The organism is Paraburkholderia megapolitana (genome assembly GCF_007556815.1).
Lineage (GTDB): Bacteria > Pseudomonadota > Gammaproteobacteria > Burkholderiales > Burkholderiaceae > Paraburkholderia > Paraburkholderia megapolitana.
Genome location: NZ_CP041745.1, coordinates 4,030,806 through 4,054,289 on the forward strand (window position 1 = coordinate 4,030,806; position 23,484 = coordinate 4,054,289).

A 23,484-nucleotide genomic window follows, 5' to 3' on the forward strand; every position below is an offset into this window, starting at 1 on the left:
AACCGTCCTGCAGGTTTTTCCTGGCACCGGCCCCACGCCTGTCAGGGCGTGACTATTTGATATCTTTCCAGTACGCGGCGTTCAATCGCCACGCCAAAAAGCTCAGGACGCCGAGGAACAGGAGCACCCAGACGCCAAGCTGCTTGCGGGTTTTCTGCGTGGGTTCGGACATCCACGACATATAAGCCACGAGGTCGGCCACAGACGCATCATAATCTACCGCCGATAACGTCCCCGGCGTGACCTGTTTGAAGCCCGTGAACTTGTGGATCTTCTCGCCATTCTCCGAGTCGACCACATCCTCGAACATCGCGGTGCGCTGCCCCTGCAGCTGCCACAACACGTGAGGCATGCTCACGTTGGCGTACACCATATTGTTCCAGCCGGTCGGCCGCGTGTCGTCGCGATAGAAACTGCGCAGATACGTGTACAGCCAGTCGCGATTGCGGGCCCGCGCTTCCACCGATAAATCCGGCGGCGCGGTACCGAACCACTCCTTCGCGTCGTCGGGCCGCATGGCCACGGTCATCGTGTTGCCGACCTTATCGGTCGTGAACAACAGGTTGGCCTCGATTTCCTTCTGCGAAATGCCGAGATCCGTCAACCGGCTGTAGCGCATCAGGCTCGCACTATGACAACTCAGGCAGTAATTTACAAATATTTGCGAGCCATGCTGCAAAGAGACGAGATTTTCGGTGTTATCGGGCGCGCGGTCGAGCGGAAAATTTTCGTCCGCGTGGGCCGGCGCGCCCAGCATCGCCAGCGCGACGGTCAGCGTTGCCACGCCGGTCCGCGCGAGCGTCGAAAGTACTTTTTTCATCTTCGTGTTCTCCTCGCTCGCATTAATGGGGCTTGAACTGCACGCGCTCAGGTGGCTGCTTGAACTTGCCAAGCCGCGTCCAGAAAGGCATGCCGAGGAAAAACGCGAAGTAGATGATGGCGCAGATCTGCGCAATCAACGTCGCGGCGGGCGATACAGGGCGCGTTCCGAGAAATCCCAGCGTCAGGAAAATCAGCACGAAGATGCCGTAGAACACCTTGTGGAACAGCGGCCGGTAACGGATCGACTTCACCGGCGAGCGGTCCAGCCACGGCAGGAAGAACAGCGATACCACCGCGCCGCCCATCACCACCACGCCCCAGAACTTCGACTGCGTGAAGTACATGGCCAGGATGACCAGCACGGCCAGCACCGGCAGACCGAGGCGCCACTTGCCGCGCCCCCGCACCAGCGCAAGCACGCCGAGCAACGCGATCACGATCATCAGCACGATCTTGAATGGATCGGTGGTGGCGCGCAGCATCGCGTAGAACGCCGTGAAGTACCAGACCGGGGCGATTTCCGGCGGCGTCTGCAGCGGGTTGGCCGGGATGAAGTTGTTGGCTTCGAGGAAGTACCCGCCCATTTCCGGTGCAAGGAAAATGATCGCCGCGAAGATCATCAGGAATACGCAGACCCCGAGGAAATCGTGCACCGAGTAGTACGGGTGGAACGGGATGCCGTCGAGCGGAATGCCCTTCGCGTCTTTCTTCGCCTTGATCTCGATGCCGTCCGGGTTGTTCGAGCCGACTTCGTGCAGCGCCACCAGGTGCGCCACCACAAGCCCGATCAGCACCAGTGGGATCGCGATCACGTGGAACGCGAAAAAGCGGTTCAGCGTGACGTCGGACACGACGTAGTCGCCGCGAATCCACAGCGACAGGTCCGGACCGATGAACGGAATCGCCGAGAACAGGTTCACGATCACCTGCGCGCCCCAGAACGACATCTGTCCCCAGGGCAGCAGGTAGCCGAAGAACGCCTCGGCCATCAGGCACAGGAAGATCGCGCAGCCGAAGACCCACACCAGTTCACGCGGTTTGCGGTACGAGCCGTACAGCAGGCCGCGGAACATATGCAGATACACGACGACGAAGAACATCGATGCGCCGGTGGAGTGCATATAGCGGATCAACCAGCCCCACGGCACGTCCCGCATGATGTACTCGACCGAAGCGAACGCGAGCGTCGCATCGGGCTTGTAGTTCATCGTGAGAAAGATGCCGGTGACGATCTGGTTGACCAGCACCAGCAGCGCCAGCGAGCCGAAGAAGTACCAGAAATTGAAGTTCTTCGGCGCGTAGTACTCGGAAACGTGCTTCTTCCAGGTCGACGTCAGCGGAAACCGGCGATCGATCCATCCAAGCAGCCCGGTCGTCTCTACCTCGTGTTCGGTCGCCATTACGCTTCTCCTTTCTCGTCCCTGCCGATCACAACCGAATGCTCGGACGTGAACATATAGGGCGGGATATCGAGGTTCTGCGGCGCAGGTTTGTTCTTGAAGACGCGACCGTCGAGATCATAGGTCGAGCCGTGACACGGGCACAGGAAGCCACCTGGCCAGTCGTCGGGAAGATTGGCCTGCGGGCCCTCCTGGAAGCGCTGCGTCGGCGTGCAGCCCAGATGCGTGCACACCGCGACGACGACAAGAATGTTCTTGTGTTCGGCCCGTGAGCGGAATTCGTTGTTGCAGTACTCCGGCAGGGGCATCGAAAACGGATGATCTGTATGGGGATCGGCTAGTTCTTTATCGGCTTTCTGGACGTCGGCGAGCATTTCGTCGGTGCGATTCAGGATCCAGACGGGCTTGCCGCGCCACGCGACGGTGAGCATGTCGCCAGGCTTCAGGTTGCTGATATCGACTTCGACCGGTGCTCCGGCTGCTTTTGCTTTTTCAGATGGTGCAAACGAACTAACAAAGGGTACGACAGTGGCAACGCCTCCAATACCACCTGCTACGGTCGTCGCAATCAGCCAGGTACGACGGCTGTTGTCGACGCGCTCATCTTCCTTGTCTCGCATCACAAGCCCCACTTCTGAGTTGGATTTTTCCTTCACGTCTCTTCTACCGCCGCTAGTTTGCTCGAATGGAGTCAGCATTTACAAGGGCCGATTGCCAAAAACCGTGCGAAGTCGTTGATGCGTCAGGGTTTCCACCGACACATAACAAACTTTTTGTCGGCTCCTTTTAAGCGTTCCCTCCGTTTTCGAACCTTTTCGATCGGTAATCAAACCGGATTATCGATATCGATAAATAGATGCTCGACATCGAAAGTCTCGGAAATATGCGTACCGAGTGATTGAACACCGTAACGCTCGGTGGCGTGATGGCCGGCCGCGATAAACGCGACGCCGCTTTCCGCCGCCGTGTGCGCGACCGGTTCGGACACTTCGCCGGTCAGGTAGACGTCGGCGCCGGCGTCGATCGCCGCGTCGAAGTAACCCTGTGCGGCCCCGGTGCACCAACCGATGCGCCTTAGTTCGCGGTCGGGGTCGCCGAATACGAGCGGTGTGCGGCCGAGCGTCTGCTCGACCTCCGCGGTGAAGTGGGCAAGCGAGAGCGGCATCGGCAGCGTGCTCAACCAGCCGAGCTGGTTGTCGCCGAAGCGGATGTCGTCGGCAATCAGGCCGAGCCGGGCGCCCAGCTGCGCGTTGTTGCCGTACTCGCGGTGGTCGTCGAGCGGCAGGTGGTATGCGAACAGATTGAGGTCGTTGGCGAGCAGCAGCTTGAGCCGCCGGTACTTGCGTCCGGTGATCGGTGCCGCCTCGTTGCGCCAGAAATAGCCGTGATGGACCAGCACGGCGTCCGCGCCCCATTCGAGCGCCGCTTCGAGAAACGCCAGCGAAGCCGTGACGCCCGTTGCGAGCTTCTTGACCCGCCGGCGCCCTTCCACCTGTAGCCCATTGGGGCAATAGTCCTTGAACCGTGCCGTTTCCAGAACGTTGTTCAAGTACAATTCGAGTTCGATCCGATCCATATAAACCTCTAATTTCAGATGCTTAGACGCTTCTGGCTGTTCTTCGCCCAAGCGGTGACCGTGCTTCTGGCGCTGATGTTCATCGTTGCGACCCTCAAGCCGCAATGGCTGCAGCGGCAAGGCCAGTTCGGCAAGCAGCTCGCCGAACCGATCGTCGCACTGCGGGAAGTGGCGCCAGGCATCGGCGGCGGTCCTGCGCAGGCGTCGTATGCAGACGCGGCGCATAAGGCCATGCCCGCGGTCGTCAACGTGTTTTCCAGCAAGGACGGATCGCTGCCGCCCGACCCGCGGGCGAAAGATCCGCTGTTTCGCTACTTCTTCGGCGACAAGAACAACAACCGCAAGCAACAGGATCAGCCCGCGGCGAATCTTGGCTCGGGTGTCATCGTGAGTTCGGAAGGTTACATTCTAACGAACCAGCACGTCGTGGACGGCGCAGACCAGATCGAAATCGCGCTGTCGGACGGCCGCACGACCAACGCGAAAGTGATCGGCGTCGATCCCGAAACCGATCTGGCTGTGCTGAAGATCAACATGACGAATCTGCCCGCCATCACGCTCGGGCGGATGGACCAGACCCGCGTCGGCGACGTCGTGCTCGCGATCGGCAATCCGTTCGGCGTCGGGCAGACGGTGACGATGGGTATCGTCAGCGCGCTCGGCCGCAATCACCTCGGCATCAATACGTTCGAGAACTTCATCCAGACCGATGCGGCGATCAACCCGGGCAATTCGGGCGGCGCGCTGGTCGATGTGAACGGCAATCTGCTCGGCATCAATACCGCGATCTATTCGCGCTCGGGCGGCTCGCTCGGGATCGGCTTCGCGATTCCGGTGTCGACGGCGCGCACCGTGCTGGAGAGCATCATCACGACGGGCTCGGTTACGCGTGGCTGGATTGGCGTCGAGCCGCAGGACGTGACGCCGGAAATCGCCGAATCGTTCGGGCTCGAGCAGAAGTCGGGGGCGATCGTCGCGGGTGTGCTGAAGGGCGGACCGGCCGACAAGGCGGGGATCAAGCCTGGCGACATCCTGATGAGCGTGAACGGCCAGGACATCACCGACACGACGAGTCTGCTGAATGTGATCGCCCAGATCAAGCCGGGCGCCGATGCGAAAGTCCATGTGGTGCGCAAGAATCGCGAGCAGGACCTGAATGTGACGATCGGCAAGCGGCCACCGCCGCCGAAGCAGGCCACCGACGACAACAGCAACGATAACGACGACGACGGCGGCTAAGCGGCAGCGCCGTGCGCAATGCATGCGGTGCGTATGATCCGCGCACCAAACAAAAAGGGCAGCTCACATAGCTGCCCTTTCTCGTTCAGTGGATACCGTTCAGCTCTCGCTCTTCGGTTCCTCGTCCGGCGATACCGGCTCCGGCCTCTTGACGAAGAGCCGCGCCGCGATGATCCCTGCCTCGTAGAGCACGATCAGCGGCACCGCGAGAATCAGCTGAGAGAACACGTCGGGCGGAGTAACCACCGCCGACACGACGAACGCCCCGACGATCACATACGGCCGGATCTCCTTGAGCTTCTTCACCGTCAGAATGCCCATGCGCACGAGCAGCACGACGACGATCGGCACCTCGAACGTGACGCCGAACGCGACGAACATCGTCAGGACGAAGCTCAGGTAATTGTCGATGTCGGTGTTCATTTCCGCGCCGAGCGGCGCGTTGTAGTGCGCCATCACGTGGAAGATGGTCGGGAACACCACGAAGTACGCGAACGCCATGCCGCACAGGAACAGCGTATAGCTGCTGGCGACGAGCGGCATGACCAGTTTCTTTTCGTGCTGGTACAGCCCCGGCGCGACGAACGCCCAGATCTGGTACAGCACGACCGGCAGCGCGATCACCAGGGCCACCAGCATGGTCACCTTCATCGGCACGAAGAACGAACCGGTGACGTCGGTAACGATCATCTTGCCGTTGGCCGGCAGGTTCATCATCAGCGGCCGCGCGAGCAGCCTGAAGATGTCCGGCGCCCAGTAAACCAGCCCGAGGAATACGACGATGACCGAAATGCCGGCGCGGATGATACGGTCGCGCAGTTCGACGAGATGCGAGATGAAGGTCTCTTCGTTGCCTTCAGTCTGGGTTTGTTGCGGGTCGCTCACAACGGCCCTCGGTAGGAGATGGGGGAGGCGCGGGACATCAGAAGAAGCGGGTCGGACGACGCAGGCTCACCGGCGTGTGGCGCGCCACGCGTGCCGCCCCTGATTGCACGCGGGTGCGGCGTAACGTCGCACGCTTGTACCAGGTCGGTGCCGCGGTCTGCTTGACGCGCCAGTTCTTGCGTTTTGGCGGCGCTGCAAAGCTGCTGCGCCACGACACGCCGCCGTCCGAGAAACCCGAATCGCTCGACGTGCTCGCCATATCAGGCGACACCGAGGTGCCCGCGCTCCATGCATCGTTGAGTTCGGTTTCGGTCTTGCGCAGGTTGTCGTGCACGGTGTTGCTGACGTTCTGTGCCGCCGATTCGAACTCGGTCTTCATGCGGCGCAGTTCGTCGAGTTCGATCTCGCGCGTGACTTCCGCCTTGACGTCGTTGATATAGCGTTGCGCGCGCCCGAACAGCGCGCCCGCGGTGCGTGCGACGCGCGGCAGGCGCTCGGGCCCGAGCACAACCAGTGCGACGACGCCGATCAGCGCCATCTTGGTAAGACCGAGATCGAGCATGAAGCGTGATATCCGTCAGTGCGCGAGTGGCCGCGGCTTAGCGGGAGTCGCCGGCATTTGGCGCTTTTTCTTTTGCATCGACATCGACGGTGCCGCTACGCGGCAGTTCGCGCTGCGTTGCGTCAGCCGTTTCGCTTTCCTTCATACCTTCCTTGAAGCCCTTCACCGCTCCACCCAGATCGGTGCCGATGTTACGCAGCTTCTTCGTGCCGAACACGAGCGCGACGATCAGCAGAACGATCAACCAGTGCCAAATACTCAACGAACCCATGAAAACTCTCCTTAACCCCGCTGTTGCGTATCGACGCAACGGAACACGGTGTGCCTTGCGGCCTGTTGCGAAGCCGAGGCTTCGTCCTTCTGTTACTGCCCGACCCGGGCGGCGCGCCATTATCGCGTGCGATCGCGTCGGCGGCGTTACAGAGATACAAAAATCTCCGGTCGTACCTGCGCAGCCCGAAAACCGTACTGGATGCGAAAAACCGGCGATTTATGCCGATCTAGCGCGCTTTTACCCCATCCGCTGCCACGGACGCGGCCCCGCGATCAGATGCGCATGCAGGTGATACACCTCCTGCCCGCCGCCGGGACCCGTATTGATCACCGTACGAAAACCGGTTTCTCCGCCCGTATAGGCTACGCCGAGCTGCTTCGCGAGCCGCGCGACCAGAATCATCATTTTACCAAGCAGCGGCGCATCGCTTTCGGAGCAGTCCGACAGCGTGGCGATGTGCTTGCGCGGGATCACCAGCACATGCGTTTCGGCGGCAGGATGGATGTCTTTGAACGCGACGAACTCGTCGTCTTCGTGCACGCGGGTCGACGGAATATCGCCGGCGGCGATCTTGCAGAAAAGGCAGTTCGGATCGTGGCTCATGGTTTTCCTGGTACGCGGGCGCGTGCGACTTCAAACGCAACGTTAGAAGAAGCTACGCGGATTCTGCAGCGGCTTGTTGTCGTACAGATACAGCCAGCCTTTGATGATACGGTACAACGTCCAGATTCCGACAGCCCAGAGCACCGGAATGCCGATCACCACGAAAAGCAGCACCCCGCCGATCACATAGCCAAGCAGGCAGAACCAGAACGTGCGGATCTGCCACGTGAAATGCGCTTCGTACGGTGTGCCATCCGCATCCTGCCGCTTCAGGTAGTTGATGATGATGGCAATGAGCACCGACACGCCACCGGTCAGGAAGTGCACCGCGTACAGCCCGTACAGGACGTGCGTCAGCGTACGCAGCCTGCGCTCCTGCTCGGCATCGAGTTCAGCGAGGTAAGACGGAGGCGGATAACCACCCTGCGACTGTTCCATGCTTGCGTCCTCCTTCAGGTATATCCATCGGCAAAGCAAGCTAGCTGCACGATGCGCTCAGTCGCCGCTCTCTTCGCGCTCACGACTCTTGCGCAGCGCCTTTTCCTCGATGCCCGACGTACCTTCGCGCCGTTCGAGTTCCGCGAGCACGTCGGCGGGGCTCAGATCGAAGTGCGACAGCATCACGAGACAATGAAACCACAGGTCGGCCACCTCACCGACCAGCGCAGTCGGCGCGCCGCCCTGGCGCACGTCCTTCGCGGCGAGCACGACTTCGGTCGCCTCTTCGCCGATCTTCTTCAGCACCGCATCGTCGCCCTTGTGAAACAGGCGCGCCACGTACGAAGCATCCGGGTCGCCGCCCTTGCGGCCATCGATCACCGCCGCGAGGCGCAGCAGCGTGTCGTTCGTCGATTGCGAGATTTGCGTCATTTGTAGATGTGCTCGGGGTCTTTCAATACGGGCTCGACGGTTGCCCAGTCGCCGTCGTCGACGGTGCCTTCGAATTTCTGGAAGAAGCAGGAGTGGCGGCCGGTATGACAGGCGATGCCCGACACCTGCTCGACCTTCAGCAGCACCACGTCTTCGTCGCAATCGAGCCGCACTTCATGCACGTGCTGCACGTGGCCCGACTCTTCGCCCTTGAACCACAACCGCTGACGCGAGCGCGAGAAGTACACCGCGCGGCCGGTTTCGATGGTCTTGGCGAGCGCTTCGCGGTTCATCCACGCGAACATCAGCACGTCGTTGCTCGAGGCTTCCTGCGCGATCACCGGCACGAGGCCGTTCGCGTCCCACTTCACCTTGTCGAGCCAGTTGCCTGAAGAGTTCGTCACGTTACAGCCTCACGGAAATGCCCTGCCCGGCCATGAAGCGCTTTGCTTCACCGACCGTGTGTTCGCCATAGTGGAAGATGCTCGCGGCCAGCACCGCATCGGCATGTCCGTCCTTGATGCCGTCGGCGAGATGCTGCAGCGAGCCGACGCCGCCCGACGCGATCACCGATACCGGCACCGCGTCCGACACCGCGCGCGTAAGCGCGAGATCGAAGCCGCTTTTGGTGCCGTCGCGATCCATGCTGGTGAGCAGGATTTCGCCTGCGCCGAGTTCGGCCATCTTGCGCGCCCACTCGACGACTTCGAGGCCGGTCGCCTTGCGGCCGCCGTGCGTGAAGACTTCCCAGCGCGGCGGTTCGTTATCGGCGGACACGCGCTTCGCATCGATCGCGACGACGATGCATTGCGAGCCGTATTTGTCGGTGGCATCGCGCACGAGCTGCGGATTCGCCACCGCCGACGAGTTCATGCTGATCTTGTCCGCGCCCGCGTTCAGCAGACGCCGCACGTCTTCGACCACGCGCACACCGCCGCCAACCGTCAACGGAATGAACACCTGCGATGCGACCGCTTCGATGATCGGCAGGATCAGGTCGCGCTGGTCGGAGGTGGCGGTGATGTCGAGGAAGGTGAGTTCGTCGGCGCCCTGTTCGTCGTAGCGCCGCGCGATTTCGACCGGGTCGCCCGCATCGCGCAGTTCGACGAAGTTGACGCCCTTCACCACGCGGCCGGCCGTGACGTCGAGACAGGGGATGATGCGTTTAGCTAGAGCCATGATCTTGCCAATGCTTGCGTGTGTCGCAGGTAAATCGCAGGTAAGGCCGCCTGCTTCGGGCGGTGCGGGCGAACCGCTGCGGTGCCACTGCGGCGATAAGTCGCTGCGGCGCCGCAGGTTGCATGCGCGGTCGGTGCCGTGTGCAGCAGCGGGCCCGCGCAGTCGACGCCCAGGCGTCGTGCTTACGCGTCGTCAGACTCGCGCAGACGATCAGCAAGCGCCTGCGCGGCAGCGAAATCGAGATCGCCCGAATAGATCGCGCGACCGCAGATCACGCCTTCGATCCCTTCGTCCTCGACTTCGCAGAGCGATTCGATATCGGTCAGATTCGATAGGCCGCCGCTCGCAATGACCGGAATTTTTACCGCACGCGCAAGGCGCACCGTCGCATCGATGTTGATGCCCTGAAGCATGCCGTCGCGGCCGATGTCCGTGTAAATGATCGACTCGCAGCCGTAATCCTCGAACTTGCGCGCGAGATCGGCGACTTCGTGGCCGGTGAGCTTGCTCCAGCCGTCGGTGGCGACCTTGCCGTCCTTCGCATCGAGACCGACGATGATATGGCCGCCAAACGCCGTACAGGCCTCCTGCAGGAAGCCCGGGTTCTTCACCGCCGCCGTGCCGATGATGATGTACGACAGGCCGTCGTCCAGGTAACGCTCGATCGTATCGAGGTCGCGGATGCCGCCGCCCAGCTGCACCGGAATCTCGTTGCCGACTTCCTGAATGATCGCGCGAATCGCGTCCTCGTTCTTAGGCTTGCCGGCGAACGCGCCGTTGAGGTCGACGAGATGCAGGCGCCGTGCGCCGCGCTCGACCCAGTGTCGGGCCATCGCCGCCGGTTCCTCGGAGAAAATCGTCGCCTGGTCCATATCGCCCTGTTTAAGGCGTACACACTGACCGTCTTTGAGGTCGATGGCGGGGATCAGCAGCATAGCAATCGGGTGGTGTCTGGGAAGAGGGTTGGATGTTGGCCGGCGCGATGAACGCAAAACCTGCAGGCGCGCCGTTCCGCTAGTTTAGTACAACTCTTTCGGCGCCCTTGCTGGGGCGGCTTGAACGCACCGGCACCGGAGCGGCACGATCGGTGCCGGACAGGCCGCGGCGCAGCGGACGAAAGGCGCTCATGGGTTCCAGTGCACGAAGTTGCGGTACACGCGCAACCCCGCGTCGGCGCTCTTTTCCGGGTGAAACTGGGTGGCAAAAATGTTATCCCGCGCGACCGCCGAGGTAAAGGGCGCGCCGTACACGGTTTCGCCCGACGTATGCGCGGCATTGTCAGGCACGACGTAGTAGCTGTGCACGAAATAAAAAAAGCTGCCGTCCGCGACGCCGTCCCACAATGCATGCGGCTGCGCCTGGCGGACGCGGTTCCAGCCCATCTGCGGCACTTTGAAGCGGGAGCCGTCGTCCTGCACCTGGTTCGCCAGATCGAAGCGCACCACCTTGCCGGGCAAGAGACCAAGTCCGCGCGTGTCGCCTTCGGCGCTCCAGTCGAACAGCATCTGCTCGCCGACGCACACGCCGAGCAGCGGCTTGCTGCGCGCGGCTTCGAGCACTGCTTCCTGCAGCCCGGACTCGCCCAGACACCGCATGCAGTCGGGCATCGCGCCCTGTCCCGGCAGCACGACCCGGTCGGCGGCGCGAATCGCTTCGGGCCGGTCGACGATCGCCACGTCGGCTTCGGGGGCGGCTTTCCTCAGCGCCTGCGCGACCGAGCGCAGGTTGCCCATGCCGTAATCCACAATCGCAATCGAAGTTTTCATCTCAAGTTAGGCAGCAACGCCTTCAATCCGTCGACGATGAACTCCACCGCCAGCGCCGACAACATCAAACCCATGAGCCGCGTGCCGATATTGATCCCGGTCTGGCCCACCCAGCGGGCGATCGGTTCGGCAAGCCGCAGCGACAAAAAGCAGATCGCCGCGAGCACCGCGCCGATCGCGATCAGACTGATCCGGTCGTACCAGTGCGCCGAGCCGGCCGCATACACGATGACCGTACTGATCGCGCCAGGGCCGGTCAGCAAGGGAATCGCGAGCGGCACCACCGCGACGCTGTTCTTCTGCTCGGCCTCGTCGCGTTCTTCCGGCGTGGAGCGCGAATTGCCGATCTGCGCATTCAGCATGTTGATCGCCATCAGCAGCATGATGATGCCGCCGCCCACTTCGAGCGAGCCGACCGAAATGCCGAAGAAGCTGATGATCTGCTGTCCGAGCAGCGTCGTCACGGCGATCACGCAGAACACCGAGATCGCCGCGATGCGAATGGTGTGCTTGCGCTCGCCCTCCGACTGGTGGGACGTAAGGCTCAGAAAGAACGGTATCGCGCCGACCGGATTGATCAGCGCGAGCAGTGAAATAAACGACTTGAGGGTATCCATCGCACGCCAGCCGCGCTGCTGCGCTGCCGGTCCGCTTCGTCAGGGTTCGGGGGCCTAGAGGCTGCCCTTGGTCGACGGAATCTGCCCCGCCGCGCGCTCGTCGAGTTCGGCTGCCATCCGGAGGGCCCGGCCGAACGCCTTGAACACCGTTTCCATCTGGTGATGGGCATTCAGACCGCGCAGGTTGTCGATATGCAGCGTCACGCCCGCATGATTGACGAAACCGCGGAAAAATTCGATGGAGAGGTCAACGTCGAACGTGCCGATGCGCGCGCGTGTGAACGGCACATGGAATTCGAGGCCGGGGCGGCCCGAGAAATCGATCACGACACGCGACAGCGCTTCGTCGAGCGGCACGTACGCGTGACCGTAGCGGCGAATCCCCTTGCGATCGCCGATCGCCTTCGCGACGGCCTGCCCCAGCGTGATGCCGACGTCTTCGACCGTGTGATGGTCGTCGATATGCAGGTCGCCATGCGCCTCGACTTCGAGATCGATCAGCCCATGCCGTGCAATCTGGTCGAGCATGTGGTCGAGGAACGGCACGCCGGTCGCCAGCTTCTGCTGGCCGGTGCCGTCCAGGTCGATCTTTACACGGATCTGCGTTTCGCTAGTGTTGCGAACGACTTCCGCAAGGCGCATGGTGAATCCTCGAATCGAACTAAAAAGTAAGGTGAAACGAAACAACGTAACCCGGCATCAATGCAGCACGAGTTTCAGCGCGGCGAGCATCTGATCGTTCTGTTCCGGCGAGCCGACCGTCAGACGCACGCAATTGGCGAGCAATGGATGCATTTTACTCACGTTTTTGACAAGAATCCGCGCAGTAAGCAGCGTTTCGAACGTCATTGATGCATCCGGCACACGTACCAGCAGGAAATTGCCCGCGCTCGGAAAGACTTCGGCGCCCGGCAGCTGCGCCACCGCCGCGGCCAGTCGCGTGCGTTCTTCGCGCAGTTGCGCCGCCTGCGCGTCGAGCACGTCGACGTGATCGAGCAGGAAATCGGCGGCGGCCTGGGTCAGGACGTTCACGTTGTACGGCGGCCGTACCTTGTCGAACTCGGTGAGCCACGCCGGACGGCCGGCCAGATAGCCGAGACGGATGCCGGCAAGCCCGAGTTTCGACACCGTGCGCATCACGACGACGTTGTCGAACTGGTCGGCGCGCGGCAGCCAGCTTTGCTGCGCGAACGGCTGATACGCCTCGTCGATCACGACGAGGCTGCGATCGGCCGCGGCGATGATGCGTTCCATGTCGGCTTCGTCGTACAGCGTGCCGGTTGGGTTGTTCGGATACGCGAGGTAGATCACGGCCGGCGCGTGCTCGGCGATCGCGGCGAGCATCGCATCGGCGTCGAGCGTGAAATCGGCCTTCAGCGGCACGCCGATAAATTCCAGATGCGCGAACTTCGCCGACATCTGATACATGACGAACCCCGGCACCGGCGCGAGCACCTTCGCGCCCGGGTTCGCGCAGGCCAGCGAGATGATGCTGATGATCTCGTCGGAGCCGTTACCGAGCAGCACGTCACAGGCGGCCGGCACCTGCATCACCCGCTTGATCTTCTCGATCAGCGCTTCCGGTCGCGGCGCCGGATAGCGGTTCAGTGCGACGCCAGCCAGATGCTCGCCGAGATGCGCGGCCAGCACGGGAGGCAGCGAGAACGGGTTCTCCATCGCGTCCAGCTTTACGAAGCCGGTCGCGTCCGGAACCGGGTAGCTCGTCATCGCGAGTACATCGCGGCGGATGATGTCTTGTGGTGTCGTCATAACTGGGTAAACCGGTCGCATCACGCGCCGGCACAACAAGAGCGACTCGCGGTCGCCCTGTGGTTGGTCGATATTCTCGTTTTAGTACGGTCTTACTGCTGGCCCTGCTCTTTCAACCGGTCTGCTTCATCCGGTACTCGGCGCTGCGTGCATGCGCCTGCAACCCTTCTCCATATGCCAGCTCGGCGGCAATTTCGCCGAGCGTCTGCGCACCCTCGGCGCTGACTTCGATCACGCTCGAGCGCTTGAAGAAATCATAGACACCGAGCGGCGACGAGAACCGTGCGGTGCGAGACGTAGGCAGCACGTGGTTCGGTCCTGCGCAGTAGTCGCCGAGGCTTTCGCTCGTGTAGCGACCGAGGAAAATCGCACCCGCATGGCGGATTAACTGGCCCCACTGCTGCGGCTCCAGCGCGGAAATCTCAAGGTGTTCCGGTGCTATGTCGTTGGCGATCGCGCAGGCTTCCGCCATATCGCGCACCTTGATCAGCGCGCCACGCCCTTCGAGCGACGCCTGGATCACATCGCGACGCGGCAGCGTGGGCAACAACTCGGCGATTGCGTCCTCGACGCGCGCGATAAACGCGGCATCCGGACACAGCAGGATGGATTGCGCGAGCTCGTCGTGCTCGGCCTGCGAAAACAGGTCCATCGCGACCCAGCGCGGATCGGTCGTGCCGTCACAGAGCACGAGAATTTCCGACGGACCGGCAATCATGTCGATACCGACCGTGCCGAACACGCGACGTTTCGCCGACGCGACATACGCATTGCCTGGACCACAGATCTTGTCGACCGCCGGCACCGTCTTCGTGCCGTACGCGAGTGCCGCCACGGCCTGCGCGCCGCCAATCGTAAACACCCGATCGACACCGCCCAGCAGCGCCGCGGCAAGCACGAGCGGATTCTTCACGCCGTCGGGCGTCGGCACGACCATCACGATTTCGCGCACACCGGCCACACGCGCCGGAATCGCATTCATCAGCACCGACGACGGATACGCAGCCTTACCACCCGGCACGTAGATACCGGCACGGTCGAGCGGCGTCACCTTCTGGCCGAGCACCGTGCCGTCGGCCTCGGTGTAATGCCAGCTATGGCTGCCGCACTCGATCTTCTGCTTCTCGTGAAACCCGCGCACGCGCGCCGCCGCGGCTTCGAGCGCCGCACGGCGCTTCGGCTCCAGCCCTTCGAGCGCCGCTTCCAGCTCGGTCATCGGCAGCTCGAGTGCCGAAACGCTAGCCGCGTTCAGGCGATCGAAGCGATTCGTGTAGTCGAGCACGGCTGCGTCGCCGCGCGTCTTCACGTCGGCGAGTATCTCCGCGACCGAGCGCTCGATCGCTTCGTCCTCGCTCGCCTCGAACGCGAGCACCGCGTGCAGCGCTTTCTGAAAACCGACAGCGCTGGAATCGAGTTTGCGAATCTTGATAGACATACGAGTATCCGTTTCGGTAAGGCGCGCGCCGTCAGGCCTTCGCGCCGTCGAGCCGCGACGCGCGTTCGAACGCATCGAGGAACGGCCGCAGTGCAGCGCGCTTCAACTTCAGTGCCGCCTGGTTCACGACGAGGCGCGACGAGATCTGCATGATCTCTTCGACTTCGACGAGATCGTTCGCTCGCAGCGTACCACCCGAGCTGACCAGGTCGACAATTGCGTCGGCAAGGCCGACGAGCGGTGCGAGTTCCATCGATCCATACAGCTTGATCAGATCGACGTGCACGCCTTTGGCCGCGAAATGTTCGCGGGCGGTTTCGACGTATTTGGTGGCAACGCGCAGACGCGCGCCCTGGCGTACCGCGCTCGCGTAATCGAAGCCCGCCTTGACCGCGACCGACATGCGGCAACGCGCGATGTCGAGATCGACCGGCTGGTACAGGCCGCTACCGCCGTGTTCGAGCAGCACGTCCTTGCCGGCCACGCCGAAATCGGCGGCACCGTATTCGACGTAAGTCGGCACATCGGTGGCGCGCACGATGATCACGCGCAGGTTTGGATCGGTGGTGGGCAGGATCAGCTTGCGCGAGGTTTCCGGATCTTCGGCGACTTCGACGCCGGCCGCGGCCAGCAGCGGCAGCGTTTCCTCGAAGATGCGGCCCTTCGACAACGCGAGCGTCAGCGGCGCGCTCGCAGCCGGCGACGATGACGTTTGCGGCACCGTGCTCATGCTGCTTTCCCCTGAATGCGGCGCACCTGCGCGCCGACCGCAGTGAGCTTCGACTCCATCCGGTCGTAGCCGCGGTCGAGGTGATAGATGCGGTCGATCAGCGTTTCGCCGCTCGCGCACAGCCCGGCGATCACGAGGCTCGCGGAGGCGCGCAGATCGGTTGCCATCACCTTCGCGCCCGACAGCCGCTCGACACCGGTAACGAGCGCGGTCTTGCCGTCGGTCGTAATGTTCGCGCCGAGGCGATTGAGTTCCTGCACGTGCATGAAGCGGTTCTCGAAGATCGTTTCGACGACCTGCGCGGTGCCGTTCGCCACCGTGTTGAGCGCCATGAACTGCGCCTGCATGTCGGTTGGGAACGCCGGGTATTCGGACGTACGGATGTTCACGGCCTGCGCACGCTGGTTCATCCGCACGCGCATCCAGTCGTCGCCTTCTTCGATCGTCACACCGGCTTCACGCAGCTTGTCGGTAACGGCTTCGAGTATCTGCGGACGAACCTTGCGCAACGTAACGTCGCCGCCCGCCGCCGCCACGGCGCACAGGAAGGTGCCAGCTTCGATACGGTCGGGGATCACCGTGTGTTGCGCGCCATGCAGGCTGTCGACGCCCTGGATCACCAGCCGGTCGGTACCGATGCCGTCGATCTTCGCGCCCATCGCGACCAGCAGATTCGCGAGATCGCCGACTTCCGGTTCTCGCGCAGCGTTCTCGATCACCGTTTCGCCGTCGGCAAGCACCGCTGCCATCAGCAGGTTTTCCGTGCCGGTCACGGTGATCATGTCGGTGACGATGCGCGCGCCCTTCAGACGCTTCGCGCGTGCTTCGATGAAGCCGTGCTCGATGTTGATCTCGGCGCCCATCGCCTGCAGCCCCTTGATGTGCTGGTCGACCGGTCGCGCGCCGATCGCGCAGCCGCCGGGCAACGACACCTTCGCCTCGCCGAAACGGGCCACGAGCGGGCCGAGCACAAGGATAGATGCGCGCATCGTCTTCACGAGCTCGTAAGGCGCGACCGGGTTGGTCACCTTCGAGGCATCGAGCGACACATGACCCGCGCTGCTTTCGGTGCGCACGCCCATCTGGCCAAGCAGCTTGAGGATCGTGCGCACGTCCTGCAGATCGGGCACGTTGTCGAGTTGTACCGGCTCCGCGCTCAGCAGACCCGCGCACAGAATGGGCAACGCGGCGTTCTTCGCGCCCGACACCGTGATCTCACCCGCAAGCCGCTGTCCCCCAACGATAACGAGTTTGTCCATACCAGTCGTTTCCTGATGCGTTTCCTGAGCCGTTTCCGGTTCCGTCCGCGAGCCGTTCGACGCGGCCTGTTGAAGCTCTGCTACGGCGCCGCTCGCTGCGTCGCCGGTGTCCTGTGTCATTCGCACTGAAGTGTCCAGATTATCCGTTTTGCCATTCGGCGAGCGTCAGCGTTTTCATGCTGAGCGCGTGTATTTCTTCACGCATGCGGTCGCCGAGCGCCGCGTACACGAGTTGATGGCGCTGGATCAGCCGCTTGCCTTCGAAGTCCAGCGAAACGATCGTCGCAAAGAAATGCTGACCGTCGCCTTCGACTTCGAGATGCTGGCAGGGCAACCCGGCCGCGATGTAATTCTTGACCTGTTCGGGAGTCGGCAACATGGAAAGCTCCTCGTCAGTGGCGCAGCTTGTAGCCGGATGCGAGCATGCGCATCGCGATCACGGCCAGCACCACGAAGAAACCGCCGACAATCGCGAGGCTCGCGAGCGGATCGATATCCGCGATCCCGAAGAAGCCAAAGCGAAAGCCGTCGATCATGTAGAAAAAGGGATTCAGCCGCGACACCTCGCGCCAGACCGGCGGCAACGTATGCGTCGAGTAGAACACGCCGGACAGGAACGTGAGCGGCATGATCAGGAAATTCTGGAACGCGGCGAGCTGGTCGAACTTCTCCGCCCAGATGCCGGCGATCAGCCCAAGCGTGCCGAGAATCGCCGAACCGAGCACGGCGAATCCGACGATATAGAGCGGCGCCGCGAAGTTGAGCGGAATGAACCAGATCGTCACGATGAATACGCCGCAGCCGACCGCGAGACCGCGCACCACCGAAGCGAGCACGTAGGCGCCATACATTTCCCACGCCGCGAGCGGTGGCAACAGCACGAACACGAGGTTGCCGGTGATCTTCGACTGGATCAGCGACGACGAGCTGTTCGCGAACGCGTTCTGCAGCACGCTCATCATCACGAGGCCCGGCACCAGAAAGCTCGTGTATTGCACGCCGGGGTAGACCTGCACGTGATCGCGCAGCGCGTGGCCGAAGATCGTCAGATACAGCAGCGCGGTGATGACCGGCGCGAGCACCGTCTGGAACGACACCTTCCAGAAGCGCAGGACTTCCTTGTAGAACAGCGTGTGGAATCCGCTATAGCCGCTCATGCAAGCCCCTCGATCACTTCCGGACCGTTCATCACCTGAACGAATACGTCTTCGAGGTCGGCCTTGCGGACCTCGATTTCTTCGAATGTACAACCGGCCGCGCGACATTGCGAAAGAATCCGCTCGACGTCGTTGTAGCTGGTCAGACGCAGCAGATGCTGGTGCGGCTGCATCTGCGTCGGATCGACTTCGAGCGGCCGCAGTTCGGCGGGCAGTGTGCCCTGCGCGAAACGCACGAACAACTGGATGCCCGCGAAGCGCTGCAGCAGTGCTGCCGTACGATCGAGCGCGACCACTTCGCCGCGCCGGAGCATCGCGATACGGTCGCACAGCGACTCGGCTTCTTCGAGGTAGTGCGTGGTCAGCACGATCGTGTGACCTTCGCGATTCAGGCGCGCGATGAACTTCCACAAGGTCTGGCGCAATTCGACGTCGACGCCGGCGGTCGGCTCGTCGAGCACGATCACCGGTGGCCGGTGCACCAGCGCCTGAGCGACCAGCACGCGGCGCTTCATCCCACCGGACAGCGCGCGCATGTTGGCGTCGGCCTTGTCGGTGAGATCGAGATTCGCCATCACTTCGTCGATCCACGCATCGTTGTTGCGCAGGCCGAAGTAGCCGGACTGGATGCGCAGCGTCTCGCGCACGGTGAAGAACGGATCGAACACGAGTTCCTGGGGCACGACGCCGAGCGCGCGACGCGCTTCGCGGAAATCGCCGACCACGTCGTGGCCGCGCACCGCGATCGAGCCCTCATCGGCCCGCGCGAGACCGGCAAGTATGCTGATGAGCGTCGTCTTGCCCGCGCCGTTCGGGCCGAGCAGCCCGAAGAACTCGCCTTCTTCGATGGCGAGGCTGACGCCCTTGAGCGCCTGCAGATCCTTGTAGCGCTTCTTGACGTTACGAATGTCTATCGCTGGCATGACTGTGCGCCGCTTTCGGCGGCGGCGCCTTTAGGTGCGCAATATGCGGGGAAAAACGGAAATTGGGGCCGGCTCTGCATCGCGATAATCTGCGTGGCAAGCCCCAAAAAAGCCCCTGATTATAGGGCAAAGTCGCTTACCCGACTCTGCCCTGGGCTATTGAAGGCTGGAGGTGACGCGTAGAGCGTCAATGTCGCGACGACAGCAGCGTGTCGACGCCGTAGGCCTGAGCGAGACTGGCGAGCCCCGCTGGAAGATTGACGATATCGAGTGCGGCACCGCGTGCCTGCGCGGCACGCTGCCACGCGAGCAGCACAGCCAGCGCGGACGAATCGAACTGCGTGAGCGGCGCGCAATCGACGCCGGTCGCGCCGCCGGCAATCCGCTCGAGCCCCGCCGCGAGCGCGGCTTTCGCGCTCGCGTGGGTCAGCATGGCGCCGGTTTCGAAGCGGCTCACGACTGCTTGCCCGCAGCCAGTTGCTGGTTACGCTGGGTCAGGAACTGGATCAGGCCGTCGACACCGTGCTGCTGGATCTGCTCGTTGAACTGTTGCTGATACGCCTGGATCAGCCACGCGCCGAGCACGTTGATGTCATAGACGCGCCAGCCTTGCGGCGTCTTGTACAGACGGTAGTCGAGCTCGACCGGCGAGCCGTTGTTCATCACCACCGAGCGCACGACGACGTCGGTGTCGTCCGGGCTGGAGCGGAACGGACGGTACTGGATTTCCTGGTTGCGCACCTGGGCCAACGCGCCCGAGTACGTACGGATCAGCAGCATCTTGAACTGCTCGACGATCTGCGCCTGCTGCTCCGGCGTCGCGGTGCGCCAGTTGCGGCCCATGGCCAGTTGCGTCGTACGATGGAAGTCGGTGTACGGAAGGATCTTTTCGTTGACGAGCTTCGTCACGGCACTGATGTCGCCCTGCTGGATCGACTTGTCGGCCCGCACGGCGTCGATGACCTGTTGCGTGGCGGTCTTGACGAGCGTGTCAGGCGCACTGGTATCGACGCCTTGCGCGAACGCAGCACTGGTGAACGAAAAAAACGCAGCAAACAACGGAATGAGGAATAGTTTTTTCATATGAAGCCTGCAAGAGAATGAGCGCCTATCTTTGAACGGGCTATATTGCCCGAGTTCATCGACTTGCGCCCGGAATCTGCGACAGTCGTATCCATCTGTTACCGCGGTGCCGTCAATGCAGCTTGAGCGACGGGAAGCCGAACCCGGTACGCGACGGCGGAACGATCTGGCCAGCCGGCACCGTACTGTCCTGACTGCCCTTCTGGTTGGTCTGCGGAGCAACTCCCGCGCCTGACGCCGGCGCAGCTGCCGCCGCTGCGCCAGAAGCCGCGGCCGGCGCAGCGGCGCCGTCTACCGCGCTGTCGTCGTACTTCGGCGGCGGCGCACCGTCGCCGTAATCGGGCAACGCAGCCGAGTTGCCGTCTGACAACTGATACTGGCGGCGCTGCAGATACGCATTACGCACGAACGAGTACTTGTCGAGCGCGGCGCCTGCCAGCACGTCGCCAGCGCCGAGCAGGTTAGCCCGCGTGCTGATGATATTCAGGCCGTACAGCGCCCAGCGGAAACCTTCCGGATCGACGTACGAAAGCGGATTGACGTAGTAGTTGCCCAACGTGCCCACCGCATCGCGCACCGTGCTCGGGCCGAACAGCGGCAGCACGAGGTAGGGACCCGCCGGCACGCCGTAGTGGCCGAGCGTCAGACCGAGATCGTTGTTGTGCTTCGGCAGTCTGGCAAGCGTCGCGACGTCGAACAGACCGCCAACGCCGAACACCGTATTGATCACGATCCGCATGATGTCTTCGACACCATCGGTGATCTTCAACTGCAGCAGGTTGTTCGCCGCGGTGTACACGTCGCCGATGTTCGAGAAGAAGTTGGTGACGCTGTCACGCACCGGCTGCGGCGTGATGAACACGTAGCCCTTCGCCACCGGCTTCAGCGCGTACTGGTCGACGGTATCGTTGAACTTGAAGATCGTGCGGTTGAAGCCTTCAATCGGATCTTCCTTGATCGGCGTCTGAACGGTCGAGCAGCCGGCGAGCATTGCCACCGCCAGCACGAGGGCCGCATTGCGGACGCGCAGGGTTTTCATTCTTATGCTCCTTATTGGCCGGCGGCACCGCCAGAGGCGGGAAGCGTCGGTGCAGCAGCGCCCGGTGCGGGCGCGGGAGTTTTGGCGGCGCCAGAGTCGGCGGCCTTGCTGTACAGAAACTGTCCAATCAGATTTTCGAGGACGATCGCCGACTGCGTCATGGCGATGGTGTCGCCAGCTTTCAGCATCTCGGTGTCGCCACCGGCCTCGAGTCCTATGTACTGCTCGCCGAGCAGACCCGAGGTCAGGATCTTCGCGGACGAATCTTTCGGAAACTGGTACTGCTTGTCGAGATCGATCGTGACGAGCGCCTGATACGTATTGCTGTCGAAACCGATCGAATCGACCCGGCCGACCGTCACGCCCGCGCTCTTCACCGGCGCACGCGGCTTCAGCCCGCCGATATTGTCGAACTTGAGCTTCACCGGGTACGTGGCCTGAAACGATAGCGAACTCATGTTGCCGGCCTTCAGCGCGAGGAACAGCAGCGCTATGAAGCCCAACACTACGAACAGGCCGACCCAGAAGTCGAGAGCAGTCTTTTTCATCGTCATCCCAAAGAGAAACCACCGCGGCGCCCGGCTACCCGCGTGGCGCCAAGGCTCGGCGCCGTACGTCGGGTGCGCGACGCGCGGGTCTTAGCTGAACATCAGCGCGGTCAGGAGGAAGTCGAGACCGAGCACTGCAAGCGATGCATACACCACCGTCTTCGTCGTCGCACGCGACACGCCTTCCGGGGTCGGCTTCGCCTCGTAACCCTGGTACAGCGCAATGAAGGTCACGGCAAAGCCGAACACAATACTCTTGAACACGCCATTGCCGACGTCGCTCCAGACGTCGACGCCGCCTTGCATCTGCGACCAGAACGCGCCTGAGTCGACGCCGATCATCAGCACGCCGACCACATAGCCGCCGATGATCCCGACCGCGCTGAAAATCGCCGCGAGAATCGGCATCGCAATGATGCCCGCCCACAGGCGCGGCGCGATGACGACCTTTAAAGGATCGACGGCCATCATTTCCATCGCCGTGAGTTGCTCGCCGGCCTTCATCAGACCGATCTCGGCGGTGAGCGACGTGCCCGCGCGGCCCGCGAACAGCAGCGCGGTCACCACCGGCCCGAGTTCGCGCACCAGCGACAGCGCGACCAGCAACCCGAGCGCCTGCTCGGAGCCGTAACGGTTCAGCGTGTAATAGCCCTGCAAGCCAAGCACGAAGCCGACGAACAGCCCCGACACCGCAATGATCACCAGCGAATAGTTGCCGACGAAATGGATCTGCTTCGTGACAAGCCGCGGGCGCCGCAGCAGCGCAAAGAATTCGAATACAAGACGAACGAACATCCGCGCGGCGTAACCCGCGCCGGCCAGCCCGTCGAGCACCGAACGTCCAATGGTGCTGATCATGCCCGCCCCCCGTCGATACCGAAATCCGCGGCCAGCGACGCGCTGCCCGGGTAGTGGAACTTGAACGGACCGTCGGGCGCGCCGTCGATAAACTGGCGCACCGTCGCATCGGTCGATGCGCGCAGCTGCTCCGGCGTGCCTTCCGCGTGCACGCCGCCGTTGGCGAGGAAATAGACGTAGTCGGCAATCGCGAACGATTCGGGCACGTCGTGCGTGACCAGAATCGAGGTCGCGCCAAGCGCCTGGTTCAACGTGCGGATCAGGTTCGCCGTGATGCCGAGCGAGATCGGGTCGAGCCCGGCGAACGGCTCGTCGTACATCATCAGCTCCGGGTCGAGTGCGATGGCGCGGGCCAGCGCCACGCGCCGCGCCATGCCGCCGGAAATCTCCGACGGCGCGAGATCGCGCGCGCCGCGCAGGCCGACCGCGTTGAGTTTCATCAGCACGAGGTCGCGCAGCAGTTCTTCGGGGAGATCGGTGTGTTCGCGCAACGCGAACGCGACGTTTTCGAACACCGACATGTCGGTGAAGAGCGCGCCGAACTGGAACAGCATGCCCATCTTGCGGCGTAACGTGTACAGCGCGTCGCGGGACTGCGTGCCGATGTCCTGGCCCTGGAACAGCACCTGGCCGCGCTTCGCCTTCACCAGACCGCCGATCAACCGCAGCACGGTCGTCTTCCCGCAACCGGAGCCGCCCATGACCGCCACCACCTGACCGCGCGGGAAACGCAGGTTCAGGTTCGACAGGACAAGGCGGTCGCCATAGCCGAAATCGACGTCGCGCAGTTCGAGAAGGGGCTCAGAGGTGGAAGGCACGTAGCTGACAGTCCATTTACACGAAGGCCGAATTATAGGGCCATCATGAAAAAACTGTCGTGACGCCCCGG

The 23,484-nt window shown here is 62.7% G+C and carries 30 protein-coding genes; 1 reads left to right on the forward strand and 29 read right to left on the reverse strand.

Features of this window, described 5'->3' with window-relative positions:
• Positions 1-52 precede the first annotated feature (52 nt).
• The 4 genes from FNZ07_RS31320 to FNZ07_RS31335 form a co-directional block, all read right to left on the reverse strand.
• Entirely contained in the window at positions 53-820 is a 768-nt protein-coding gene (locus FNZ07_RS31320; protein WP_091019774.1) for a cytochrome c1, read from the reverse strand.
• 22 nt (positions 821-842) lie between these two features.
• Positions 843-2,222 (reverse strand): cytochrome b, encoded by a 1,380-nt coding sequence (locus tag FNZ07_RS31325; RefSeq protein ID WP_091019772.1) that lies wholly within the window; start codon positions 2,220-2,222, stop codon positions 843-845.
• Positions 2,222-2,842, reverse strand: coding sequence for a ubiquinol-cytochrome c reductase iron-sulfur subunit (gene petA / locus FNZ07_RS31330; RefSeq protein WP_091019770.1), 621 nt, complete (start codon positions 2,840-2,842; stop codon positions 2,222-2,224). Before petA ends, FNZ07_RS31325 begins: the two co-directional genes overlap by 1 nt.
• Positions 2,843-3,048: 206 nt before the next feature.
• Positions 3,049-3,798, reverse strand: a complete 750-nt coding sequence (locus FNZ07_RS31335; protein WP_091019765.1) for a Nif3-like dinuclear metal center hexameric protein — start codon at positions 3,796-3,798, stop codon at positions 3,049-3,051.
• Between the two features lie 18 nt (positions 3,799-3,816).
• Between FNZ07_RS31335 and FNZ07_RS31340 the strand changes: the two genes are divergently transcribed.
• Entirely contained in the window at positions 3,817-5,037 is a 1,221-nt protein-coding gene (locus FNZ07_RS31340; protein ID WP_091019764.1) for a Do family serine endopeptidase, read from the forward strand.
• A gap of 99 nt (positions 5,038-5,136) precedes the next feature.
• Here FNZ07_RS31340 and tatC read toward each other — a convergent pair whose 3' ends face one another.
• The 25 genes from tatC to FNZ07_RS31465 all read right to left on the reverse strand — a co-directional run bounded on the left by tatC (position 5,137) and on the right by FNZ07_RS31465 (position 23,413).
• Positions 5,137-5,922 carry a twin-arginine translocase subunit TatC gene (gene tatC, locus FNZ07_RS31345; RefSeq protein WP_091019763.1) on the reverse strand — a complete coding sequence of 262 codons (786 nt, stop codon included), beginning with the start codon at positions 5,920-5,922 and terminating at the stop codon, positions 5,137-5,139.
• 37 nt (positions 5,923-5,959) lie between these two features.
• Complete coding sequence (gene tatB, locus FNZ07_RS31350; RefSeq protein WP_091019762.1) at positions 5,960-6,484, reverse strand: Sec-independent protein translocase protein TatB; 525 nt, start codon at positions 6,482-6,484, stop codon at positions 5,960-5,962.
• A gap of 37 nt (positions 6,485-6,521) precedes the next feature.
• Positions 6,522-6,755 carry a Sec-independent protein translocase subunit TatA gene (tatA, locus tag FNZ07_RS31355; protein WP_091019761.1) on the reverse strand — a complete coding sequence of 78 codons (234 nt, stop codon included), beginning with the start codon at positions 6,753-6,755 and terminating at the stop codon, positions 6,522-6,524.
• Positions 6,756-6,995: 240 nt separating this feature from the next.
• The gene (locus FNZ07_RS31360; RefSeq protein ID WP_091019760.1) at positions 6,996-7,361 is read right to left on the reverse strand and encodes a histidine triad nucleotide-binding protein; all 366 of its coding nucleotides are present in this window, start codon (positions 7,359-7,361) and stop codon (positions 6,996-6,998) included.
• A gap of 42 nt (positions 7,362-7,403) precedes the next feature.
• The gene (locus FNZ07_RS31365; protein WP_091019759.1) at positions 7,404-7,799 is read right to left on the reverse strand and encodes a DUF4870 family protein; all 396 of its coding nucleotides are present in this window, start codon (positions 7,797-7,799) and stop codon (positions 7,404-7,406) included.
• Between the two features lie 57 nt (positions 7,800-7,856).
• On the reverse strand, positions 7,857-8,222 hold the full coding sequence (locus FNZ07_RS31370) for a phosphoribosyl-ATP diphosphatase (protein ID WP_091019927.1): 366 nt from the start codon (positions 8,220-8,222) through the stop codon (positions 7,857-7,859).
• Positions 8,223-8,227: 5 nt separating this feature from the next.
• On the reverse strand, positions 8,228-8,635 hold the full coding sequence (gene hisI / locus FNZ07_RS31375; protein ID WP_091019757.1) for a phosphoribosyl-AMP cyclohydrolase: 408 nt from the start codon (positions 8,633-8,635) through the stop codon (positions 8,228-8,230).
• A 1-nt stretch (position 8,636) separates the two neighbouring features.
• Complete coding sequence (hisF, locus tag FNZ07_RS31380) at positions 8,637-9,410, reverse strand: imidazole glycerol phosphate synthase subunit HisF (RefSeq protein ID WP_091019756.1); 774 nt, start codon at positions 9,408-9,410, stop codon at positions 8,637-8,639.
• 182 nt (positions 9,411-9,592) lie between these two features.
• On the reverse strand, positions 9,593-10,345 hold the full coding sequence (gene hisA, locus FNZ07_RS31385; RefSeq protein ID WP_091019755.1) for a 1-(5-phosphoribosyl)-5-[(5-phosphoribosylamino)methylideneamino]imidazole-4-carboxamide isomerase: 753 nt from the start codon (positions 10,343-10,345) through the stop codon (positions 9,593-9,595).
• Positions 10,346-10,534: 189 nt separating this feature from the next.
• Positions 10,535-11,176, reverse strand: coding sequence for an imidazole glycerol phosphate synthase subunit HisH (gene hisH / locus FNZ07_RS31390; RefSeq protein WP_091019751.1), 642 nt, complete (start codon positions 11,174-11,176; stop codon positions 10,535-10,537).
• The gene (locus tag FNZ07_RS31395) at positions 11,173-11,793 is read right to left on the reverse strand and encodes a YchE family NAAT transporter (RefSeq protein ID WP_091019749.1); all 621 of its coding nucleotides are present in this window, start codon (positions 11,791-11,793) and stop codon (positions 11,173-11,175) included. The genes hisH and FNZ07_RS31395 overlap by 4 nt, the downstream gene beginning before the upstream one ends.
• 54 nt (positions 11,794-11,847) lie before the next feature.
• Complete coding sequence (hisB, locus tag FNZ07_RS31400; RefSeq protein ID WP_091019747.1) at positions 11,848-12,435, reverse strand: imidazoleglycerol-phosphate dehydratase HisB; 588 nt, start codon at positions 12,433-12,435, stop codon at positions 11,848-11,850.
• Positions 12,436-12,492: 57 nt separating this feature from the next.
• On the reverse strand, positions 12,493-13,563 hold the full coding sequence (gene hisC, locus FNZ07_RS31405) for a histidinol-phosphate transaminase (RefSeq protein ID WP_091019744.1): 1,071 nt from the start codon (positions 13,561-13,563) through the stop codon (positions 12,493-12,495).
• Between the two features lie 112 nt (positions 13,564-13,675).
• Positions 13,676-14,998 carry a histidinol dehydrogenase gene (gene hisD / locus FNZ07_RS31410; RefSeq protein WP_091019741.1) on the reverse strand — a complete coding sequence of 441 codons (1,323 nt, stop codon included), beginning with the start codon at positions 14,996-14,998 and terminating at the stop codon, positions 13,676-13,678.
• A 31-nt stretch (positions 14,999-15,029) separates the two neighbouring features.
• The gene (hisG, locus tag FNZ07_RS31415) at positions 15,030-15,728 is read right to left on the reverse strand and encodes an ATP phosphoribosyltransferase (RefSeq protein WP_091019740.1); all 699 of its coding nucleotides are present in this window, start codon (positions 15,726-15,728) and stop codon (positions 15,030-15,032) included.
• The gene (gene murA, locus FNZ07_RS31420) at positions 15,725-16,987 is read right to left on the reverse strand and encodes a UDP-N-acetylglucosamine 1-carboxyvinyltransferase (RefSeq protein ID WP_091019925.1); all 1,263 of its coding nucleotides are present in this window, start codon (positions 16,985-16,987) and stop codon (positions 15,725-15,727) included. The genes hisG and murA overlap by 4 nt, the downstream gene beginning before the upstream one ends.
• Positions 16,988-17,126: 139 nt before the next feature.
• Positions 17,127-17,366 carry a BolA family protein gene (locus FNZ07_RS31425; protein ID WP_091019738.1) on the reverse strand — a complete coding sequence of 80 codons (240 nt, stop codon included), beginning with the start codon at positions 17,364-17,366 and terminating at the stop codon, positions 17,127-17,129.
• A 13-nt stretch (positions 17,367-17,379) separates the two neighbouring features.
• A complete protein-coding gene (locus tag FNZ07_RS31430; RefSeq protein WP_091019736.1) occupies positions 17,380-18,144 on the reverse strand; it encodes an ABC transporter permease in 765 nt (254 codons plus the stop codon).
• Positions 18,141-19,067 carry an ABC transporter ATP-binding protein gene (locus FNZ07_RS31435; protein WP_091019734.1) on the reverse strand — a complete coding sequence of 309 codons (927 nt, stop codon included), beginning with the start codon at positions 19,065-19,067 and terminating at the stop codon, positions 18,141-18,143. Before FNZ07_RS31435 ends, FNZ07_RS31430 begins: the two co-directional genes overlap by 4 nt.
• A 187-nt stretch (positions 19,068-19,254) precedes the next feature.
• Entirely contained in the window at positions 19,255-19,500 is a 246-nt protein-coding gene (locus tag FNZ07_RS31440; protein WP_091019923.1) for an STAS domain-containing protein, read from the reverse strand.
• Between the two features lie 20 nt (positions 19,501-19,520).
• Positions 19,521-20,150: an MlaC/ttg2D family ABC transporter substrate-binding protein gene (locus FNZ07_RS31445; protein WP_091019732.1), complete on the reverse strand. Its 630-nt coding sequence runs from the start codon at positions 20,148-20,150 to the stop codon at positions 19,521-19,523.
• Positions 20,151-20,262: 112 nt separating this feature from the next.
• Positions 20,263-21,189, reverse strand: coding sequence for an MlaA family lipoprotein (locus tag FNZ07_RS31450; RefSeq protein WP_091019729.1), 927 nt, complete (start codon positions 21,187-21,189; stop codon positions 20,263-20,265).
• Positions 21,190-21,200: 11 nt separating this feature from the next.
• Positions 21,201-21,743 (reverse strand): outer membrane lipid asymmetry maintenance protein MlaD, encoded by a 543-nt coding sequence (mlaD, locus tag FNZ07_RS31455; RefSeq protein ID WP_177228342.1) that lies wholly within the window; start codon positions 21,741-21,743, stop codon positions 21,201-21,203.
• 84 nt (positions 21,744-21,827) lie between these two features.
• Positions 21,828-22,595, reverse strand: coding sequence for a lipid asymmetry maintenance ABC transporter permease subunit MlaE (gene mlaE / locus FNZ07_RS31460; RefSeq protein ID WP_091019727.1), 768 nt, complete (start codon positions 22,593-22,595; stop codon positions 21,828-21,830).
• Positions 22,592-23,413 (reverse strand): ABC transporter ATP-binding protein, encoded by an 822-nt coding sequence (locus FNZ07_RS31465; protein WP_091019725.1) that lies wholly within the window; start codon positions 23,411-23,413, stop codon positions 22,592-22,594. Before FNZ07_RS31465 ends, mlaE begins: the two co-directional genes overlap by 4 nt.
• Positions 23,414-23,484 lie beyond the last annotated feature (71 nt).

Bases quoted from the DNA above. Each gene is read 5' to 3' on its own strand.
- FNZ07_RS31320 (WP_091019774.1), bottom strand. From the start codon at position 820: ATGAAAAAAGTACTTTCGACGCTCGCGCGGACCGGCGTGGCAACGCTG.
- FNZ07_RS31325 (WP_091019772.1), bottom strand. From the start codon at position 2,222: ATGGCGACCGAACACGAGGTAGAGACGACCGGGCTGCTTGGATGGATC.
- petA (WP_091019770.1), bottom strand. From the start codon at position 2,842: ATGCGAGACAAGGAAGATGAGCGCGTCGACAACAGCCGTCGTACCTGG.
- FNZ07_RS31335 (WP_091019765.1), bottom strand. From the start codon at position 3,798: ATGGATCGGATCGAACTCGAATTGTACTTGAACAACGTTCTGGAAACG.
- FNZ07_RS31340 (WP_091019764.1), top strand. From the start codon at position 3,817: ATGCTTAGACGCTTCTGGCTGTTCTTCGCCCAAGCGGTGACCGTGCTT.
- tatB (WP_091019762.1), bottom strand. From the start codon at position 6,484: ATGCTCGATCTCGGTCTTACCAAGATGGCGCTGATCGGCGTCGTCGCA.
- tatA (WP_091019761.1), bottom strand. From the start codon at position 6,755: ATGGGTTCGTTGAGTATTTGGCACTGGTTGATCGTTCTGCTGATCGTC.
- FNZ07_RS31360 (WP_091019760.1), bottom strand. From the start codon at position 7,361: ATGAGCCACGATCCGAACTGCCTTTTCTGCAAGATCGCCGCCGGCGAT.
- FNZ07_RS31365 (WP_091019759.1), bottom strand. From the start codon at position 7,799: ATGGAACAGTCGCAGGGTGGTTATCCGCCTCCGTCTTACCTCGCTGAA.
- hisF (WP_091019756.1), bottom strand. From the start codon at position 9,410: ATGGCTCTAGCTAAACGCATCATCCCCTGTCTCGACGTCACGGCCGGC.
- hisA (WP_091019755.1), bottom strand. From the start codon at position 10,345: ATGCTGCTGATCCCCGCCATCGACCTCAAAGACGGTCAGTGTGTACGC.
- hisH (WP_091019751.1), bottom strand. From the start codon at position 11,176: ATGAAAACTTCGATTGCGATTGTGGATTACGGCATGGGCAACCTGCGC.
- FNZ07_RS31395 (WP_091019749.1), bottom strand. From the start codon at position 11,793: ATGGATACCCTCAAGTCGTTTATTTCACTGCTCGCGCTGATCAATCCG.
- hisB (WP_091019747.1), bottom strand. From the start codon at position 12,435: ATGCGCCTTGCGGAAGTCGTTCGCAACACTAGCGAAACGCAGATCCGT.
- hisC (WP_091019744.1), bottom strand. From the start codon at position 13,563: ATGACGACACCACAAGACATCATCCGCCGCGATGTACTCGCGATGACG.
- hisD (WP_091019741.1), bottom strand. From the start codon at position 14,998: ATGTCTATCAAGATTCGCAAACTCGATTCCAGCGCTGTCGGTTTTCAG.
- hisG (WP_091019740.1), bottom strand. From the start codon at position 15,728: ATGAGCACGGTGCCGCAAACGTCATCGTCGCCGGCTGCGAGCGCGCCG.
- murA (WP_091019925.1), bottom strand. From the start codon at position 16,987: ATGGACAAACTCGTTATCGTTGGGGGACAGCGGCTTGCGGGTGAGATC.
- FNZ07_RS31425 (WP_091019738.1), bottom strand. From the start codon at position 17,366: ATGTTGCCGACTCCCGAACAGGTCAAGAATTACATCGCGGCCGGGTTG.
- FNZ07_RS31430 (WP_091019736.1), bottom strand. From the start codon at position 18,144: ATGAGCGGCTATAGCGGATTCCACACGCTGTTCTACAAGGAAGTCCTG.
- FNZ07_RS31435 (WP_091019734.1), bottom strand. From the start codon at position 19,067: ATGCCAGCGATAGACATTCGTAACGTCAAGAAGCGCTACAAGGATCTG.
- FNZ07_RS31440 (WP_091019923.1), bottom strand. From the start codon at position 19,500: ATGCTGACCCACGCGAGCGCGAAAGCCGCGCTCGCGGCGGGGCTCGAG.
- FNZ07_RS31445 (WP_091019732.1), bottom strand. From the start codon at position 20,150: ATGAAAAAACTATTCCTCATTCCGTTGTTTGCTGCGTTTTTTTCGTTC.
- FNZ07_RS31450 (WP_091019729.1), bottom strand. From the start codon at position 21,189: ATGAAAACCCTGCGCGTCCGCAATGCGGCCCTCGTGCTGGCGGTGGCA.
- mlaD (WP_177228342.1), bottom strand. From the start codon at position 21,743: ATGACGATGAAAAAGACTGCTCTCGACTTCTGGGTCGGCCTGTTCGTA.
- mlaE (WP_091019727.1), bottom strand. From the start codon at position 22,595: ATGATCAGCACCATTGGACGTTCGGTGCTCGACGGGCTGGCCGGCGCG.